The organism is Pseudomonas sp. CFII64 (genome assembly GCF_000416235.1).
Classification (GTDB): domain Bacteria; phylum Pseudomonadota; class Gammaproteobacteria; order Pseudomonadales; family Pseudomonadaceae; genus Aquipseudomonas.
Genome location: NZ_ATLO01000027.1, coordinates 105,442 through 122,996, shown reverse-complemented (window position 1 = coordinate 122,996; position 17,555 = coordinate 105,442). Strand labels below are relative to the sequence as shown.

Annotated in this window: 20 protein-coding genes; 16 read left to right on the top strand and 4 right to left on the bottom strand. The window is 59.8% G+C overall.

All coding sequences use genetic code 11. From position 1 onward, the window contains the following. Positions 1 to 9: 9 nt before the first annotated feature. Positions 10 to 1,218 carry an aspartate transaminase gene (locus CFII64_RS12790; protein WP_020291200.1) on the bottom strand — a complete coding sequence of 403 codons (1,209 nt, stop codon included), beginning with the start codon at positions 1,216 to 1,218 and terminating at the stop codon, positions 10 to 12. 299 nt (positions 1,219 to 1,517) lie between these two features. Between CFII64_RS12790 and nac the strand changes: the two genes are divergently transcribed. The 12 genes from nac to CFII64_RS12730 all read left to right on the top strand — a co-directional run bounded on the left by nac (position 1,518) and on the right by CFII64_RS12730 (position 11,343). Continuing rightward, complete coding sequence (nac, locus tag CFII64_RS12785; RefSeq protein ID WP_020291198.1) at positions 1,518 to 2,432, top strand: nitrogen assimilation transcriptional regulator NAC; 915 nt, start codon at positions 1,518 to 1,520, stop codon at positions 2,430 to 2,432. Positions 2,433 to 2,536: 104 nt separating this feature from the next. After that, complete coding sequence (locus tag CFII64_RS12780; RefSeq protein WP_020291197.1) at positions 2,537 to 2,983, top strand: acetyl-CoA carboxylase biotin carboxyl carrier protein subunit; 447 nt, start codon at positions 2,537 to 2,539, stop codon at positions 2,981 to 2,983. A 30-nt stretch (positions 2,984 to 3,013) separates the two neighbouring features. After that, a complete protein-coding gene (gene accC / locus CFII64_RS12775) occupies positions 3,014 to 4,366 on the top strand; it encodes an acetyl-CoA carboxylase biotin carboxylase subunit (protein ID WP_020291196.1) in 1,353 nt (450 codons plus the stop codon). Then, on the top strand, positions 4,363 to 5,034 hold the full coding sequence (gene pxpB / locus CFII64_RS12770; RefSeq protein ID WP_020291195.1) for a 5-oxoprolinase subunit PxpB: 672 nt from the start codon (positions 4,363 to 4,365) through the stop codon (positions 5,032 to 5,034). The genes accC and pxpB overlap by 4 nt, the downstream gene beginning before the upstream one ends. Next, positions 5,031 to 6,002 carry a biotin-dependent carboxyltransferase family protein gene (locus tag CFII64_RS12765; RefSeq protein ID WP_020291194.1) on the top strand — a complete coding sequence of 324 codons (972 nt, stop codon included), beginning with the start codon at positions 5,031 to 5,033 and terminating at the stop codon, positions 6,000 to 6,002. The genes pxpB and CFII64_RS12765 overlap by 4 nt, the downstream gene beginning before the upstream one ends. 11 nt (positions 6,003 to 6,013) lie before the next feature. Next, positions 6,014 to 6,445: a hypothetical protein gene (locus CFII64_RS12760; protein ID WP_020291193.1), complete on the top strand. Its 432-nt coding sequence runs from the start codon at positions 6,014 to 6,016 to the stop codon at positions 6,443 to 6,445. Further along, on the top strand, positions 6,442 to 7,209 hold the full coding sequence (locus CFII64_RS12755) for a LamB/YcsF family protein (RefSeq protein WP_020291192.1): 768 nt from the start codon (positions 6,442 to 6,444) through the stop codon (positions 7,207 to 7,209). The genes CFII64_RS12760 and CFII64_RS12755 overlap by 4 nt, the downstream gene beginning before the upstream one ends. Before the next feature lie 166 nt (positions 7,210 to 7,375). After that, positions 7,376 to 8,128: an SDR family oxidoreductase gene (locus CFII64_RS12750; RefSeq protein WP_020291191.1), complete on the top strand. Its 753-nt coding sequence runs from the start codon at positions 7,376 to 7,378 to the stop codon at positions 8,126 to 8,128. A 120-nt stretch (positions 8,129 to 8,248) separates the two neighbouring features. Beyond that, complete coding sequence (locus tag CFII64_RS12745) at positions 8,249 to 8,950, top strand: amino acid ABC transporter permease (RefSeq protein WP_020291190.1); 702 nt, start codon at positions 8,249 to 8,251, stop codon at positions 8,948 to 8,950. Positions 8,951 to 8,956: 6 nt separating this feature from the next. Beyond that, a complete protein-coding gene (locus CFII64_RS12740) occupies positions 8,957 to 9,700 on the top strand; it encodes an amino acid ABC transporter permease (protein ID WP_020291189.1) in 744 nt (247 codons plus the stop codon). A 22-nt stretch (positions 9,701 to 9,722) separates the two neighbouring features. Next, complete coding sequence (locus tag CFII64_RS12735; protein WP_020291188.1) at positions 9,723 to 10,451, top strand: amino acid ABC transporter ATP-binding protein; 729 nt, start codon at positions 9,723 to 9,725, stop codon at positions 10,449 to 10,451. Positions 10,452 to 10,509: 58 nt separating this feature from the next. After that, positions 10,510 to 11,343 carry an ABC transporter substrate-binding protein gene (locus CFII64_RS12730; protein ID WP_020291187.1) on the top strand — a complete coding sequence of 278 codons (834 nt, stop codon included), beginning with the start codon at positions 10,510 to 10,512 and terminating at the stop codon, positions 11,341 to 11,343. Positions 11,344 to 11,515: 172 nt separating this feature from the next. On the opposite strand, the gene CFII64_RS12725 is transcribed toward CFII64_RS12730, so the two are convergent. After that, on the bottom strand, positions 11,516 to 13,327 hold the full coding sequence (locus CFII64_RS12725) for an ABC transporter ATP-binding protein (protein WP_020291186.1): 1,812 nt from the start codon (positions 13,325 to 13,327) through the stop codon (positions 11,516 to 11,518). Positions 13,328 to 13,473: 146 nt separating this feature from the next. Between CFII64_RS12725 and CFII64_RS12720 the strand changes: the two genes are divergently transcribed. After that, positions 13,474 to 13,905, top strand: coding sequence for a DUF1810 domain-containing protein (locus CFII64_RS12720; protein WP_020291185.1), 432 nt, complete (start codon positions 13,474 to 13,476; stop codon positions 13,903 to 13,905). A gap of 85 nt (positions 13,906 to 13,990) precedes the next feature. Continuing rightward, positions 13,991 to 14,227, top strand: coding sequence for a DUF6555 family protein (locus tag CFII64_RS30525; RefSeq protein WP_324294187.1), 237 nt, complete (start codon positions 13,991 to 13,993; stop codon positions 14,225 to 14,227). Here CFII64_RS30525 and CFII64_RS12710 read toward each other — a convergent pair. Together CFII64_RS12710 and glsB are read right to left on the bottom strand one after the other, a co-directional pair. Continuing rightward, on the bottom strand, positions 14,224 to 15,381 hold the full coding sequence (locus CFII64_RS12710) for a DUF1615 domain-containing protein (protein ID WP_020291183.1): 1,158 nt from the start codon (positions 15,379 to 15,381) through the stop codon (positions 14,224 to 14,226). The genes CFII64_RS30525 and CFII64_RS12710 overlap by 4 nt on opposite strands. A 118-nt stretch (positions 15,382 to 15,499) precedes the next feature. Further along, complete coding sequence (gene glsB / locus CFII64_RS12705; protein WP_020291182.1) at positions 15,500 to 16,408, bottom strand: glutaminase B; 909 nt, start codon at positions 16,406 to 16,408, stop codon at positions 15,500 to 15,502. Positions 16,409 to 16,579: 171 nt separating this feature from the next. Between glsB and CFII64_RS12700 the strand changes: the two genes are divergently transcribed. Both CFII64_RS12700 and CFII64_RS12695 read left to right on the top strand, forming a co-directional pair. Beyond that, entirely contained in the window at positions 16,580 to 16,798 is a 219-nt protein-coding gene (locus tag CFII64_RS12700; RefSeq protein WP_020291181.1) for a hypothetical protein, read from the top strand. A 111-nt stretch (positions 16,799 to 16,909) separates the two neighbouring features. Next, complete coding sequence (locus CFII64_RS12695; RefSeq protein WP_020291180.1) at positions 16,910 to 17,473, top strand: type 1 glutamine amidotransferase domain-containing protein; 564 nt, start codon at positions 16,910 to 16,912, stop codon at positions 17,471 to 17,473. Positions 17,474 to 17,555: the final 82 nt, after the last annotated feature.

The following is a 17,555-nucleotide window of genomic DNA, read 5'->3' as shown; positions in this document are numbered from 1 at the left end:
ACCAACGCCTCAGCCCAAGGCCGCAACGGCGGTGGCGATTCGGCTGCAGCCCTGTTCAAGGGTTTCCAGGTCGGTAGCAATCGACATGCGAAAGAACGGTGCCAGGCCGTAAGCCGTACCCGCGACCACTGCCACGCCCTGACTTTCCAGCAGATACATCACCACATCGGTGTCGGTCGCAAGGACCTGCCCGGCCGGAGTACGTTTGCCAATCAATGCACCGCAGTTCACATACAGATAAAACGCGCCATCGGGTTTCAGGCAGCTCAGGCCTTCTATGCCGTTGATCAGGTCCAGGCAACGATCGCGGCGCTGCTGGTAGATCACGACGCTTTCTTTGACAAACGATTGGTCGCCACTCAAGGCCGCAAGCGCTGCGGCCTGGCCCACCGAGCTCGCATTGCTGGTCGACTGCGACTGCAAAGTCGCCATGGCATTGATCAAGTCCGCCGGGCCTGCAGCGTAGCCAATACGCCAGCCGGTCATGGCATAGGTCTTGGAAACGCCATTGATGACCAGCACGCGATCACGTAGCGCAGGCTCGACCCCCAGAATGTGGCCGTTATCGGCACCTTCAAAGCGAATATGCTCGTAGATGTCGTCGGTCATGACCAGTACGTGGGGAAACTCCAGCAACACGTCAGCCAACCGACGCAGTTCATCCACGCTGTAACTGGCGCCGGTCGGATTGCTCGGTGAATTGAGCAGCAACCAGCGGGTCCGCTCGGTAATCGCGCCGCGCAGCTGTTCTGCGGTCAGCTTGAAGCCGTTCTCTTCCGGGCAGGCGATGGTCACCGGCTCGCCTTCGCACGCCAGCACCATGTCCGGGTAAGAAACCCAGTAAGGCGCGGGGATCAGCACCTCATCGCCCGCGCCCAGGGTTGCCGCGAAGGCATTGAAAATCGCGCTCTTCGCCCCGCAGGTCACCACGACCTGGGCAGCCGAGTACTGCAGATCATTTTCCCGCGCCAGCTTGGCCACGATGGCCTGGCGCAGCTCCAGCGTGCCGGCGTTCGAGGTATAGCGAGTTTCGCCGCGCTCGATAGCGGCGCACGCGGCCAGGCGGATGTGCGGCGGCGTATCAAAATCGGGTTCACCCACTACCAGATTGATGATCGACTTGCCCTGGCGGCGCAGTTCAATGGCACGGTCGGCGGCGGCACTGCTCGGCGAAGGTTTGATGCGTTGCACGCGGGCGGCGATGCGGGAGGCGTTCAAGGTCGTAATCCTCGGAGGTGACATTCGAGGCACTACGTTACGAGTCGCTATCCTCATGCAGATAAGACAGTTTCGTTCTGGGCTAATAGGAAGTCCTTATGACAGCCTGCAGAACACCGACGCACCAAAATGGAACGCATCAGGATTCACTGCGCCGCCTCAAAGCAAAACCCGCAACGGCACCTTTGGTCATAACAAAGGCTTATAGCTCAATCGCTGAGCGTTCAAACCGATTGCGCTGCATGGCCTGCCTTTTGCTAAACCCGTCTGGATGCCATTTCATCCATGAGTCCTGTCTTTTGAACCTTCGCCGCCTGAAGTACTTCGTAAAAATCGTCGATATCGGCAGCCTGACGCAGGCCGCCGATGTCTTGCATATTGCCCAGCCGGCCCTTAGCCAACAGTTGGCGACGCTGGAAGCCGAACTGCATCAGCAATTGTTGATTCGTACCAAGCGCGGCGTGACGCCCACCGAAGCGGGCAAGGTGCTCTACGGCCATGCCCAACACATATTGCGTCAGTGCGAACAGGCCATCAGCGACGTCAACGACACCGGCCATGCGCTGTCCGGTCAAGTATCGGTGGGCCTGGCACCGGGCACCGCAGCCTCGACCTTGTCGCTGCCGCTCTTGCGTCGGGTTCGCGAGCGCTACCCGGGGATTCTGCTTTACCTCAACGAGAATTTCGGCACCACCCTCAGCGAACTGATCATGAACGGGCGCATGGACATGGCGGTTCTGTACGGCGGGCGTGAAGTCCATGGCCTGAGTTTTGTACCGCTGCTGCGGGAAAACCTGTATCTGGTCAGCGCCGAAGCCCACCTGAGCGAGCGGGATGAAATATCCCTGGCCGAGCTGGCGCCCATGGCAATGCTCCTGCCTCGGCCTTACAACATCATGCGCAAGCTGGTGGACGAAGCTTTCGTCAGCATCGGTCTGAGCGCCAATGTGGTGGCCGAGGTGGAATCATCGGCGACCCTTACCGCAGCCGTCGCCGAGCGCTTCGGTTCAACCATCCTCCCCGAATCAGCAGCCAGAGTGCTGATGGCCGCCACGGGTGCGCGCATGCTGCACATTGTCGAACCCGGCATACAAGCACCTCTGGCCCTGTGCCTGTCCGGCCATTTGCCTTTGTCGGTCCCGGCCCAGGCGGTCAAGGCCATTCTTCTGGAGCTGATCGCAGAGATGCGCAATCAGACCGCTTCTGCGTCATAAGCGAGCCTTATCACCCCACAGCCAAACCGTCTTGGCGGTCCCGAACGGCCCTCGTTAGATTGAACTCCATTCAATACGACACGCGGCAAAGGTGAAGCAAGGGTATGGACCAAGAACGCATCAAGGCACTGATCGATTTGCTGGCTGAGTCCGACCTGATCGAACTGAGCCTGACAGAAGGCGACAGCACGATACGTCTGTTCAAAGAGGGCGCCACTGCTGTGGCGCGAGCGCCATCGCTGCCCGCCAATGCGCAGCCAGGCCTGGCAACCCACGCACCAACCCCCGCCGCCAAACCGGTCATGCCTCCAACCGCTGACAACGCGGTCAAGGCCAGCCTCTACGGTGTCCTGCATCTGACGCCTGCGGCGGGAGAAGCACCCTTTGTCACAGTAGGCGATAACGTTGAGGCCGGTCAGACACTGGCAATTATCGAAGCGATGAAAATGTTCCACCCGCTCAAGGCCCCGCATTCAGGTGTCGTGGAAGCGATTCTGGCCACCGGGGGCATTGAGGTCGAAGCAGGCCAACCTTTGTTCCGTCTCGGTTGATCACGACCCGAACTCTTTAGGTGCATCCAAATGTTCGAAAAAGTGCTGATCGCCAACCGTGGCGAAATTGCCTTGCGTATCCAGCGTGCCTGCCGTGGCCTGGGCTTGAAAACCGTAGTGGTTTATTCCGAAGCCGATCGTCACGCGCAGTACGTTTTACAAGCCGATGAGGCGATTTGCATCGGACCCGCCGCCCCCACTCAAAGCTACTTGAACCAGACCGCGCTGCTCTTCGCTGCAGAAATAAGCGGCGCCCAGGCGATCCATCCCGGTTACGGTTTCCTTTCCGAAAGTGCTGACTTTGCCGAACGTATAGAGAATGCCGGCCTGACGTTCATTGGCCCCAGCGCCGCCTGTATTCGCACCATGGGTGACAAAGTCGCCGCCAAACGCGCCATGCGCGAAGCCGGCGTACCTTGCGTTCCCGGCCCTGATTCCAGCATGTCCAGCGATCCGCAAGCCATCCTGGCGGTGGCGCAGGAAATCGGTTACCCGGTAATCGTCAAGGCGGCGGGCGGTGGCGGCGGTCGCGGTATGCGCGTGGTCCAGCGCGAAGCAGACCTGTTGGCCGCGATCGCCCTGACCCGTGAAGAGGCCCGTCTGGCGTTCGGCAACCCGGAGCTCTATATCGAGAAATTCCTGGGTCACCCGCGACACGTGGAAATTCAGGTCCTGTGCGACGCGTTCGGCAACGCCGTGTGGCTGGGCAGTCGCGATTGCTCGTTGCAGCGCCGCCATCAGAAAGTGCTGGAAGAGGCGCCCGCGCCCGGGATCGATCCGCAACTGATCGCCCATGTCGGAGCGCGTTGCGTCAAGGCTTGCCAGCAGATCGCCTACCGGGGCGTCGGCACCTTCGAGTTCCTCTTTGAAGACGGTCAGTTCTTCTTCATTGAAATGAACACCCGTCTGCAGGTCGAGCACCCCGTGACCGAGATGACAACCGGCATCGACATCGTTCAACAGCAGCTGCGCATGGCCCGAGGCGAACGTCTCGAGCTGCGCCAGAGCGACATCGTCGCCAACGGTCATTCCCTGGAATGCCGGATCAATGCCGAGGACTCGCTGACATTCATGCCGACTCCGGGCCAGATCACCCGCTGGGAAGTGCCGGGCGGATTTGGTGTGCGGGTCGATTCCCATGTCACCACCGGCTACCGGGTGCCGCCTTATTACGACTCAATGATCGCCAAGGTCATCAGCCACGGCGCCACTCGTGAGGAAGCCATGGCACGTATGCGCCTGGCGTTGAGTGAACTCTACGTGGAGGGTATTTCCACCAACATCGCCCTGCACCGCGAGATTCTGCAAGACCCGGATTTTTGCCGCGGTGGCGTCGACATTCACCATCTGGAGCACTGGCTGCAGCAACGGAGCACCCAATGAGCATCACCCCTGCGGACCCGAGTCCGACCATCAGCCTGTTGGGCACCACGGCCCTGCTTTTTGAGGCGCCAGGCAGCCTGGACCTGGCCCCGCAACAGCGCCTCTGGGCGATGGCCCGGGTGACCGCGCAATGGCCGGAAATTCGCGAATCTGTGCCGGGCATGAATAACCTGATGTTGACGTTCACCCGCGCACCGAGGGAACTCGGCGCCCTGACCCAACGCCTGCTGGAAACCTGGGAAGCTTGCGAGCCCTTGCCACTGGAGGGCCGCATCATCGAATTGCCGGTGACTTACGGCGGTGAGCACGGGCCACACATCAATGACGTGATTGCCCACACCGGGCTGGATATCGAGACCATTGCTCACCTGCACAGTGAGCCGCTTTATCCGGTGTACGCCTTAGGCAGCCATCCGGGTTACTGCTATCTGGGAGGCATGGATCCGCGTATCGCGACCCCGAGGCGCCAGGTTCCGGTGATCAGCATCGGCGCCGGTTCAGTGTCTATCGGCGGCGTGCAGACCGGGGTTTCGGCGTCCGCCGGTCCCAGCGGCTGGAACACCATCGGCCGTACCGAAATGGTCTTCTTCGACCCGGAACAATCCCCTCCGGCGCTCTTGCAGCCGGGTGATCTGCTGCGCTTTCGCATCGAGAGGATCATTCGATGATCGAGATTCTATCCGCCACGGCCCTGGCCACGGTTCAGGATCTGGGCCGAATCGGCAGCCTGGGTTATGGGGTGGGCACTTCAGGTGCAATGGACGCGCTGGCCGTCGTGACCGGCAATATTTTGCTGGGCAATGACGATGATGCAGCAGCTATCGAAATTCCGGTATTTCCCTTCCAGGTACGCCTGCTGGCGGACTGTGCCTTTGCGGTGACTGGCGCAGCCTGCGCATCGAATCTGGACGGCAGCGCATTGCCGCCGAACTGGGTCATGCAAGGTCACAAAGGCCAGACCCTGACCATCGACCGCCCTGCTTCGGGCTGCCGAGCCTATCTGTGCCTGGCAGGCGGGGTCGACGTGCCACGGGTGCTCGGTTCACGCAGCACCCAGCTGCGCGGTGAGTTTGGCGGTTTCCAGGGGCGCGCCTTGCAGCAAGGTGATCAACTGGGCGCCGGCAAGCCGGGATTGCTCGCCGGGGCGACGGATTTCGGCGTGCTGGGTGCCGCTCGGGCACTGCCTCTGGCCGTGCATGACATCCCCGCCATTCGCGTATTGCCTGCCGCCGAGTATCTGGGTTTTACCGCCGACTCCCGTGCGTCGTTCTGGGCCGGAGACTGGAAAATCACCTCCCAGAGCAATCGCTACGGCTATCGCCTCGCCGGCACACCGATCCTGCCTGAGCGCGCCGTGGAGGTTCGCTCCCACGGCATCGTGCCTGGCGTCATTCAAGTGCCCCATGGCGGCCAGCCCATTATCCAGATGCGTGATGCTCAACCCAGCGGCGGCTACCCGAAATTCGGCACCGTGATCGAGGCCGACCTGTGGCGCCTGGGTCAGGCCGCCATTGGCAGCCGGGTGCGCTTTATCGAATGCAGTTATGACCAGGCGCTGGACGCCCTTGAACACAACCAGCGCTATCTCGCCGAAACACGGCGTCTTGTGGCCCTGCATGGCCTGGCCCGGCGTTGAGGATGATGACAATGAATATTGAAGAAATTCGCCAGTTGTCGGCGGACCTGAAACAGGCAGGCCTGTGCGGTGCTGAGATCGAGAAGCCGGGATTCAAGCTGACGCTCAAGCTCGGCAGCGCCCACGCCCCTCCTTCGGCAGCTCCCGACCCGACAACCCCGGAAGCCAGGCCTTGCGCAACCCTGCTCGACATCAAGGCCCCGTCGTTGGGACGGTTTCTGGATGCACACCCGGACGACAATTTAGTGCTCGCGCCCATGGCCAGCGACGTGGTGGTTGGGCAGTTGGTGGCCCTCCTGGCAATTGGCTCGCTGCTGCTTCCCGTACGCAGCCAGCACGCCGGAAAGGTCTGCAGCCAGCTCGTATCCAGCGGCACCGCCGTGGGTTATGGCCAGACGCTGATCAGCCTTTGTCCTGTTGAAGCCGGAGCAATGCTGCCATGAAGATCGATCTGAATGCGGACCTGGGTGAAGGTTTCGGTGCCTGGCGCATGGGCGAGGATGAAGCGCTGATGGAGATCATTTCCTCGGCCAACGTCGCGTGCGGTTTTCATGCCGGCGACCCATTGATCATGAATAACACTGCACGCATGGCCAAAGCCAAAGGCATCGATCTGGGCGCCCATGTAGGTTTCCCCGACCTGCAGGGCTTCGGCCGACGTCAGATGAATATCGACATCACCGAGCTATGTACGTATGTGACGTATCAGTTGGGGGCTCTGGCGGCTATTGCCAAAGCCGCCGGGCATCGCATGACGCACATGAGCTTCCATGGCGCCCTGGGCAACATGGCCGCCGCTGATATCGAGCTGGCAACGCCGCTGATTCGGACCGTGGCCGCCTTTGATCCGACACTCATCATCAGTTCCTCAAGCAGCAGGGCCATCGAAAGCGCTGCCGCCCTGTGCAATTTGCGAGTCGCCACCACGTTTCTGGCCGACCGCGCGTACGACGACGATTGCCTGCTGGTGCCACGCAAAATCGCCAACTCGGTGATCAAGGACTCAACCACCGTATTGCAGCGGGTTCGTCAGTTACTTGAAGACAGCACCGTAACGAGCATCAACGGCAAGGTGATCAAGGTCAACGCCTGTTCGATATTGCTCCACGGCGACACACCGGGCGCGGTTGAGCTGGCTCACACCGTGCGTCGCGAAATCGAAACTGCCGGGGGCCAGATCGTGCCCGTCTCACAGCTGATGGCCTGAGCCGGCCGCTCTGGGCCAACGTCATAAGAGAGCCTTATAGCCACACAGCCATTCCGTCTTGGTCGCCAGGGTTTACGCTGGATAGAGTCGGTACATGAGCTACACACAACCGTATTGATCGTTCACATGCCAGGCGTGTGAACCCATGGATTCAGGGGTAACCGCAATGCCATTTTCCGATTACAAAACCGCACTGGTCACTGGCGCTTCTTCCGGCATCGGCGCAGCCGTGGTCGAGCGTCTTTGTCAGGAAGGTATCGAAGTTCATGCCATTGCCCGCAGCGCCGACAAACTGGCTGATCTGGCCGCACGCACTGGTTGTATTGCCCATGCTATCGACGTTACCGATCTGCCCGCACTGACCGCCCTGTTCGGCCAATACAGCTTCGATATTCTGGTCAACAACGCCGGGGTGGATCGTCCGGGTTCGATCCTTGCGGCAGACGCCGAGGGCATCGATTTCCTGATCGATGTCAACCTGCGCGCCGTGCTGCATCTGGCGCGTCTGGCATTGCCAGGCATGGTCGAACGCGACAGTGGCCACATCATCAATATCAGCTCCATTGCTGCGGCCTATAACTTTGGCGGTAACTCGACCTATCACGCCACCAAGGCCGCCGTGAGCATGCTTTCTCGCCAACTGCGTATCGATGCCTTCGGCAAACGCGTACGGGTTACCGAAATCTGCCCTGGCCGCGTTGCCACTGACATCTTCGCCCATGTCCATGGCGATTCCGAAGAAACCTACAAGCGCTTTGTCGAGGGCTTCGAGTTGCCGGTGGCCGCGGACATCGCCAATGCCATCGCCTTCGCCATTGCCGCCCCGGTCGCCGTCAATATCGGTCACATGGAAATCACGCCGACCCTGCAAGTCCCCGGTGGCCTGTCGACCGCCCGCCCGCAGGATTACCAGGGCTGAACCTGCCAGCGCTGCACCGCTGCACTGCGAACAGAACGGACTCATCCGTCAATGCGCTCCTTGGCCAGGCCAATGCCTGGCACTTTTTCTGCCCCTACCCAATGCTGATAGGGATTGACCATGAAGCATGACTTCGATTTAGCCCCGATCCTGCAAGGTGAATACGCCGAACTGATCGTCAAGGGCATCGAAATGACCTTGCAACTGGCGCTGTTTGCCTGGTGCCTGGCCATGGCCCTGGCACTCGTTCTGGTGACCGTGCGCCTGACCGGCAACAAATACGCGAACCGCATCGTTGCGGCCTATGTTTCCTACCACCGCAACGTGCCGACACTGGTGCAATTGATGCTGTGGTATTTCGGTATCCCGACACTGCTGTCCACCTCGACGCAGATCTGGCTGGCCAATTACAACACTGAATACCTGTTCTCGATCATCGCCCTTGGCCTGTGTCAGGCGGCCTATTTCAGTGAAGACATCCGCAGTGGCCTGCGGGCCATTCCGACGGGGCAAACCGAGGCTTCGCGAGCGCTGGGCATGGGCTATGTGCGTTCAATGCGCTACGTGATCCTGCCCCAGGGCGTGCGCAACTCCTTGCCGTCGTTGATCAACCACACGGTGCTCTTGTTCAAGAACACCAGTCTGGCCATGGCTATCGGAGTGATGGAGCTGACGTATGCAACGCGAGAAGTCGAGAACTATACCTTCCGAACCTTCGAGTCCTTTCTGGTTGCCTCAGTGGTGTACCTGGCCATTTCGCTGCTGCTGATGGGGCTCGGTGCCCTGCTGGCCAAGCGGTTCAACAAAGCCCTGGCGAGGTAAGCGAGCATGTTCGATATCTTCAAGATCCTCCAGGAAAACTGGACGCTGTTCCTGATCGGCCAATACCCGCACGGTCCATTGGGTGGACTGGCAAGCACGCTGATTCTGGCGGTACTGGCCCTGTTGCTGGCCTTTCCGTTCGGCCTGCTGCTGGCTGTCGCAAGAATCTCGCCGTGGAAAGCGCTGCGCTATTGCGCGACAGTCTGGGTGTATGTGCTGCGGGGAATTCCGCTGCTCATGGTGATCTTCTGGACCTACTTTCTGGTCCCCTTGCTCATCGGCCACAACATCACCGGGTTCACCACCATGCTCTGCACCCTGGTGATCTACCAGAGCGCGTATCTGTGCGAAATCATTCGCGGCAGCATCCAGGCATTGCCGAGCGGCCAGTACGAAGCCTCCCGCGCCTTGGGCATGAGCTACTTGCGCACCACCACCTGGGTCATCCTCCCCCAGGCGCTTTACAACGCCCTGCCCAGCCTGCTGAGCCAGTTCATCTCCATCATCAAGGAAACGTCTCTGGGTTATGTGATCAACGTTCAGGAAGTGACGTTCGCCGCCAATCAGGTCAACAACCAACTGCTGACCAAGCCGTTTCAGGTGTTCTTCATCCTCGCGGTCATTTATTACCTGCTGTGTTTCGCCCTGACCCATCTGGCCGACTGGCTGGAGCGGCGCATTGCCCGCAAGCGTCTGGGTACCGTAACCGCTGCCGCCGTCGACAGCCCTTTGCTGACCCCTATTAATTGAACAGGGCTGACTCATGCGTCCAATGATCATGTTTTCCAACGTCAACAAGTGGTACGGCGAATACCAGGCCTTGACCAATCTCACCGCCCAGGTAAATACCGGTGAAGTGGTGGTGCTGTGCGGCCCTTCAGGCTCCGGAAAGTCGACGCTGATCCGCACGGTCAATCGCCTGGAGGACATCCAGGAAGGGCAGATTCTGTTCGACGGCCAGGATGTAAACGGCACCGACGCCAACGTGAACCGGCTGCGTAGCCGGGTCGGTTTTGTATTCCAGAGCTTTAACCTGTTTCCACACCTGTCGGTGCTGGACAACATCATCCTGTCGCCCACCAAGACTTTGGGCTTGAAGGGCTCGGCCGCCAAACAGCGGGCCATGGAATTGTTGGAACGCGTCGGCCTGGCGCACAAAGCTGGCGCCTACCCCGCGCAATTATCCGGCGGCCAACAGCAACGCGTGGCCATTGCCCGGGCCTTGGCCATGGAGCCGCCGGTGATGTTGTTCGACGAACCCACCAGTGCCCTGGACCCGGAAATGGTCGGTGAAGTCCTGAGTGTCATGAAGGGCCTGGCCAAAGACGGCATGACCATGATGTGCGTGACCCATGAAATGAACTTCGCCCGTGAAGTTGCCGACACCATCTGGTTCATGGATGCCGGGCAGATTCTGGAAAAAAGCGACCCAGAGAGCTTTTTCAGTCAGCCCCAACACCCCCGCGCCCAGCGTTTTATCGCGGACTTGCGTGGACATTGATTTTTCTAACTGCCGTTGGATCCGGTCTACCCATACCTATTTTTTCTGGAGCATTCCCATGCGTATCAAGCATTTGTTCGCCGTCGTAGCACTCAGTCCCCTGGCAGCCACCCTTGCCCACGCCGATCAGCTGAACGACATCATGACCAGGCAGTCTTTGAGCTGCGGCGTGTATGCCGATGTACCGCCGTTCTCCGCGCCGGACCCGAAAACCCGCGAGCTGGTGGGCATGGACGTCGATCTGTGTACGGCGCTGGCCAAGAAGCTGGGGGTCAAGCTGGAGCTCAAGCCAATGTCGGTGGAAGCCAGGATTCCGGAAGTAAAAATGGGCCGCGTCGATGTGCTCTTCGCCAATCTGGCCTACACCAAGACCCGCGCCGATCAGATCCAGTTCAGCGACCCGTACTACATTGCCAAGGAAACCCTGGTGGTCCACGCCGCCAACGCCGACAAGGACAAGGCGTTCTTCAAGGACAAACGCATCAGCTCCACCAAGGGTTCAACTTCCGAACAGTCGATCCGTATCGCTGGCGCGACTCCGGTAACGTTCCAGGACACCGGCTCTGCCTACATGGCGCTGCAACAGAACAAGGTTGTCGGGCTGGTGACCAACACCATGACCGCGATCAAACTGGTCAATCAGGCCAAGGCATCGGGTCTTGAGTTGGCCATCGTCAAGGAGCCAATGGCCCTGGAGCCCATTGGCGCCGGTATGCGCAAGGACGAACCGGCGTTCCTGGCCAAGGTCAATGAATCCCTCAAGGCAATGGACGACGCTGGCGAGATCGACGCCATCTGGGAACGCTGGATCGGCCCGAACACCGAATACAAAATGGTCCGTGAGGACAAGGTCCAAAGCCTGAGCGCGTTGAAGTTCGATCCACTGCCTTGATGGCTCGGGGTTAGCCTGATCCTTCCTGGGATCGAGGCTTGCCCGCGAAAGCTTCGTTTCAGGCGATAGATAAAGTCGGCTGAAAATCCGATTCGCGGGCAAGCCGCGCTCCTACACATTGGCAATCCTCGTTCGCGAAGCGGCTTACCCGACACTGAACGTCGCAAGCCCGTTAGCGATACCCCCGCGCCTGCAAGTCGAACAGCGTGGCATAGCGCCCGCCCGCAGCCACCAGGCTGGCGTGGTCGCCGCGTTCCAGGACCCGGCCCTGATCCAGCACGACGATGTGATCGGCATTGCGCACGCTGGAAAAACGGTGGGAAATCAGCAGCGTCATGCGGCCCTTGGCGTACTCGCGAAAATGCTCGAACACCGCCGCTTCAGCGCCGGCGTCCAGGGCTGCGGTGGGTTCGTCGAGGATCAGGATGTCGGCGTTGCGGCGCATGTAGGCCCGGGACAAGGCAATTTTCTGCCACTGGCCGCCGGAGAGTTCCTGACCACCGGCAAACCAGCGGCCCAGTTGCGTCGCATAGCCCTTGTCCAGTTGCTCGATGAACTCCGCCGCCATGCCCTGGCTGGCGGCATCACGCCAGCGTTGCTCTTCGCCGAAGGCGTCGATATCACCCACCCCAAGATTTTCGCCAACGATGAACTGGTAGCGGATGTAGTCCTGGAAGATCACGCCAATGCGCCGCCGCAAGGCATCTTCGTTCCAGTCGTTGAGATCGCTGCCGTCAAGCAGAATGCGCCCTTGATTCGGACGATACAGACGGGTCAACAACTTGATCAGCGTGGTCTTGCCGGAACCGTTTTCACCCACTAGCGCAACGCTGCGACCGGGCGCCAGATGCAGGTCGATACTTTCCAGCGTCGTATGACTGGATCCCGGATAGGTAAAGCTCACGCCTTCGAAACGCAGGCCGTCGCCGGGCAGCGCACCTTCGGTCACGCCGCCGACTTCCACGGTGACGGGTTGCCCGAGGTATTCATACAGATCGGCCAGATAAAGGCCGTCCTCGTACAGCCCGCTGATGGCGCTCAGGCTGCTGCTCACCGCGCCCTGCCCTTGCTTGAACAGCACCAGATACATGGTCATCTGGCCCAGGGTGATCAGACCATGCACCGCGTCCACCACCACCCACGCATAAGCGAGATAAAACGCCGCAGTGCCGAGCAGCCCCAACAGAAATCCCCAACCGTCGCGACGCAGGGTCAGGCGCCGGTCTTCGGCATACAAACGCGCGAACGTGTCGCGGTAACGCTGCAACAACAAGGGACCGAAACCGAACAGCTTGACCTCTTTGATATAGGTCTCATGGGAAAGCAGCGTTTCGATGTAGTTCTGCTGACGGCTTTCCGGGGCGCGGCGAGTGAACAAGCGGAAGGCATCGCCGGAAAAATGCGCTTCGGCGAAAAATACCGGCAAGGCGCCCAGCACCAGAATCAGCAGCGCCCAAGGCGAGAAATGCACCAGCAGCACCGCAAAGCTGATCAGGGAAATCAGATTCTGGGTCAGCCCCAGGGATTTGGTCACCAATGCCAGCGGCCGGGTTGAGGCTTCGCGGCGCACGCGCACTAGCTTGTCATAGAACTCCGAGTCCTCGAACTGGCTGAGTGACAGGGTTTGCGCCTTTTCCAGGATCAAGGTGTTGACCCGCTGCCCCAGTTGCACACGCAGCAATGACTGCTGGACCGACAAGGCGCGTTGGGTGCCGGCCAGCAAGCCCAGCACGCCCGCCTCCATCAGCACATAACGCAATACCGGCCACAGCGGCGCGTTGCCAGTGTCGGCATGCAGTTGCATGGCCGCGACCACCGCATCAACGATACGCTGGCCCAGAAAAGCGGCGAGCGCCGGCAGCACGCCCGCCATCAAAGTCGCCGCCACCAACCCCAGCGACAAGCCCCGGGAAGTGATCCAGACCAATCCCAGCGCACGGCGTGCCTGATCGAAAAATGCGGCAAAACGACTGACAACAGGCATGCGCAGGAACGCTCTCGGATAAAAACGAAGGGAGGAAGATCTATCGAACCCGGCGCAACGCAGAGGTTCAGCGGCTAAACTGGCACATCATAAGGCCGCCGCCGAATACCACACTCGATAAATCTGCGTCTGTTGGAAGGTGTGCCATGCACGACTTTTACAATCTGCAACGCTTCGTCGCCGCACAGGGACCGAACCACCGTTTCGACAAAGTGCTGGCTGAATTACGTAACGGCAGGAAAAAAACACACTGGATGTGGTTCGTTTTTCCGCAGATCAGCGGGCTGGGCCGCAGCGAAATGGCAAGATTCTACGCCATTACCTGCCTTGAAGAAGCGCAGGCCTACCTGCAACACCCGCTATTGGGGCAGCGCCTGGAACTCTGCGCGCAGATTATCGAGCCGCAGGTGCAACGGACCGCACGGCAGATTTTCGGCTCGCCGGATGACATGAAGCTGCATTCGAGCATGACCCTGTTCGCCGTGGCGGATCCCCAGCGAAGCATCTTCCAGAATGTGCTGGATACCTTCTTCGACGGCGTGCCGGATCCATCGACTCTGGACAGGCTCAACGCTTGATCCTGACCTTTGGGCTGAAAAACAATCGCCAAGGGGAACTGGCTGTCTGCCACCAATGTCATAGCGCTATCACAACTGAGATAGCATGGTTATGGCGAATGGCCGACATTTTGAGATTCGATACGTTTTCAGGGGGGAGCGAAGAGTCTTCATTCAACCCGATTCGACGATGAGTGACTCCGATGCCTGGTTCTACGCTTGCCTGCACGCCCGAATCGGCGTGCAACATAATCTGTCGAATCTGCGCACCGAGCTTGAAGCCTTGCAGCAACACGCCGAGCGCTCACAGCTCCGATTGGTCAAGTGGGAAGAACTGCCCTAGCCTCCAGCGCTTGTCGCTACCTTCTGCATACACCGTTCGCGGCGATCATCCACTCGCTGGGCAAACCAGGCCGTGGTGAGATTGCGCGTAATCTTCGGACTTTGCAGGGTGATGCCCGGCAGAATCGCCCGAGGCAATGATTTACCCGCCGCAGCCTCAGCCAGCGAAAATACCCGCTCATACAATTGGGTGTCTTCGAACTCCAGCGTATCGCCCTGCTTGAGCTGACTGAAGATCGCCGAGTTGTTCATGTCCAGCCGCTTGCTCAACGCACGTATCGCCAGTTCGGTGGAACCGGGTGACGTCGAGTCGTAACGGATCAGATCGCCATCCAGCGCCAGCTTGATGCCCGTCGCCTGACTCACCGCACTCTGGAAAGCCGCATTGCGACTGGCGTACCAGCCGGCATTGAAGTCGGCAAAGCGATACAGCGGTGCCGGATAATTGGCCGGATAACCCAGCAAGTGAGCGATGCCGAAGTACATGCCGCCACGCCGACTGAACACCTCCTGACGAATCGTGCCGGAAACCGGGTAAGGATAATTTTTGGCCTGTTTTTCGGCGAAGGCGATGCTCACTTGCATCGGCCCGCCCGTGTGAACCGGGTTGAAATTGCCGAACAGGGTTTGCCCCATGGGCACCATGCCGATGAAATCATCGAAAATCGCGCTGAGCTGTTTCTCGGTGCGCGCTGCATCCAGGCGCGCGGCGTAGGATTTGCCGTCAGGTGAACGAATCTGCAGGGCCGTACGAATCAGCACGCCGGGAATGTGCAGGCGGGCGGCGCGGCGGTCGATCTCATTGCGAGCGATCTTGCCCAGCCCCGGCACCGGCGGATCGACCTGAAAGGTTGATTCCTGCTCGGCCACGGCCAGCACCGAGCACAGGTTCTGGGTGGTCGGTGCGATATCTTGCGCGGTAAACGCGGCCTGGATATCCGCAGCCCAACCTTCTCTGTCCGGGACTTTGGCCGGCATAAGGCGCAGGATTTGTGTACGAATCTGTCCGGGCGTCAGCTCTGGACCTTCCTGGCTGCGTTGGGTGCCGCAGGCGCTGAGCAACAGCGCGGCGGCGAGGATGAGCAGCGGCTTGAAGGACTTGCTGCCGAGCCACGGCGCTTCGATATAAAACTGGAATGATCGATTCAGGTACATGCTTTCCCTGGCGCTTCAGTAAGGATGCCATCAGCCGGAGCGTTGACTGACGTGAACCCAGTAGACCAGCGCCAGGGCGGGAATGCTCGGGAATATATTCCCCGAAGGCAGCTGCGGATCAGAACACCGACCACTCAATGCGCTCGCTGAGCTTCTCCAGCGCCGCCATGCCCGCCAGGGAATTACCGGCGGGGTTGAGTTCCGGTGACCAGACGCACACCGAAAACCGCCCCGGCACCACCGCCACGATACCGCCGCCGACGCCGCTTTTGCCTGGCAGGCCGACGCGATAGGCAAAGTTGCCCGCTTCGTCGTACAAACCGCTGGTGGCCATGATCGAGTTGAGTTGTTTGGTCTGCCGGGCGGTCAGAATCTGCTGGCCGCTGTGGACGCAAAATCCCTGATTGGCGAGAAAGCCAAAGGCTCGCGCCAGATCGACGCAACTCATGCTCATTGCGCAGTGGTGAAAATAGCTGCGCAGCACGTCTTCCACTTCGTTATGGAAGTTGTCGAACGACTTCATCAGGTAGGCCGCTGCGGCATTGCGCGAGCGATGCTGGTATTCGGATTCAGCCACTTTCGAATCGGAGATCACTTCCGGGTTGCCACACAGCCGCCGCACAAAGTCGCGCAATGACAGCGACGGCGCGGCGAAACGGCCTTGGTTGATGTCGCAGATCACCAGCGCACCCGCGTTGATGAACGGGTTGCGCGGCCTGCCCCGCTCGAATTCCAGCTGCACCAGGGAATTGAACGGCTGACCGGACGGTTCATGGCCCAACCGCTGCCAGATGTCTTCGCCCGAGTGGCCGATGGCCTGCACCAGGCTGAACACCTTGGAAATACTCTGAATCGAGAAGCGCGTCGAGGCATCCCCGGCATAGTGCAGTTCGCCATCATTGCTGTAGACCGCGATACCCAGCTGATCCGGCGCAACGCCACCCAATGCCGGGATGTAGTTGGCAACTTTGCCCTGGCCGATCAGCGGCCGTACTTCATCGAGTATCTCGTTCAACAGCTTTTGCATGAATGCGCTCATTGTTTTTGTGGGGGCCGCAAGCTAGACGACCAACGGTCGCGACGCATCACACCGGCAACTGCGGAAAATCACGGCGGTTCTCCCGACTCCGTTTGCCCGAACACCTGCTAGTCTCGATCTGTACTCAATCGAGAGGGCATTCTCGTGACAACAAAAATCATGCAAATCATCCCCTGCAGCGGCTGGAACTTCATTCACAAGGACGGCCATTCCGGCAAACTTTATATCCATCCCGTCGCGGCCTGGGCATTGCTGGAAAGTGGCGAAGTGGTGGGGATGATATCTGGCGACACCAAGGAACCGATGACGCCGGGCAAAACGGCAACGCTGATTCAGCCGCCAGCGGTGGGCGGGTATTACGCGCCGGTGGAATCCTGACGCTCGTGCAATCGGTCTGAACTTTCGTTGGCGGCAAAACCTCCCATTCACAAGAGCGCATGGCAGACCGTGTGCTCCTGACATTCATGCATGACTGGAGGAAAACCGACAATGACAGCCCAACTGCAAGGCAAGAACGTTCTGTTCATTACTGCGAACACCGGGATCGAGCGCGACGAACTGCTCAAGCCGCTGGAGGCATTGCGCGGCTATGGCGCCAAGGCAACTCATGCCTCCATCGTAGGCGGCACTGCCCAGACGTTCATGCAGGACACCGAAAAAGATCGCACGGTGGAATCGGACACCCGGCTCTCAGGCCTGGCTGCCAGCGATTTTGATGCCTTGGTGATTCCGGGTGGCACCGTCAACGCCGACACGCTGCGTCAGGACAAGGACGCCCAGCGGCTGGTCAGTGAATTCGCCAAAGCCGGAAAAATCGTCGCAGCTATCTGCCACGGGCCTTGGCTGCTGATCGATGCGGGTGTGATTGAGGGCAAGACCCTGACGTCATACCCAAGTCTGCGCACTGACCTGGTCAATGCCAAGGCGGCAGATTGGGTCGATGCCCAGGTTAAAAAGTGCGGCGCCAATGGCTGGACCTTGATCACATCGCGCAACCCGGATGATATTCCGGCGTTCAACGAAGCCATCGCGGCGGCGCTGCAAGAAGCTTAAGCGAAAACAGCGCTGGTCCGTTGGAGCGAGGCTTGCCCGCGAACAGGTAGTACGAGCGACTTTAGTCACGAAGGCGTCAATT